Origin of the sequence: Pseudomonas sp. Pse1, from assembly GCF_024519635.1 — a bacterium.
Classification (GTDB): domain Bacteria; phylum Pseudomonadota; class Gammaproteobacteria; order Pseudomonadales; family Pseudomonadaceae; genus Aquipseudomonas.
In genome coordinates, this window is sequence record NZ_JALJRO010000092.1 from 1 (window position 1) to 400 (window position 400).

Consider the following 400-nt stretch of genomic DNA (forward strand, 5'->3'; position numbering starts at 1 on the left):
CGGTAGAACAAGTCTTCGCGGAAGCGGCCGGCGGCCACCAAGCGCGCCAGATTCTGGTGGCTCGCGCACACCACACGCACATCGACCGGGTCTTCACGGCTCTCGCCGATTTTGCGCACGCGGCGTTCCTGCAGCGCGCGCAGCAATTTCACCTGCATGGTCAACGGAAGGTCGGCCACTTCATCCAGCATGAGGGTGCCGCCGTTGGCCGCCTGGAAGAAGCCCTGGCGGTCGCTGTCGGCACCGGTGAAGGCGCCCTTCACGTAGCCGAAGAACTCGGCTTCCATCAGGTTCTCGGGAATCGCCCCGCAGTTCACGGCCACGAACGGCCGCGACGCACGCGCCGACAGCGCATGGATGGCGCGTGCCGCACGCTCCTTGCCGCTGCCCGACTCCCCGC

At 67.5% G+C, this 400-nt stretch carries 1 protein-coding gene; it reads right to left on the reverse strand.

The window, feature by feature from the left end:
* On the reverse strand, positions 1 to 400 hold a 400-nt coding region (locus NR126_RS28525), incomplete at both ends, for a sigma-54 factor interaction domain-containing protein (RefSeq protein ID WP_256832501.1).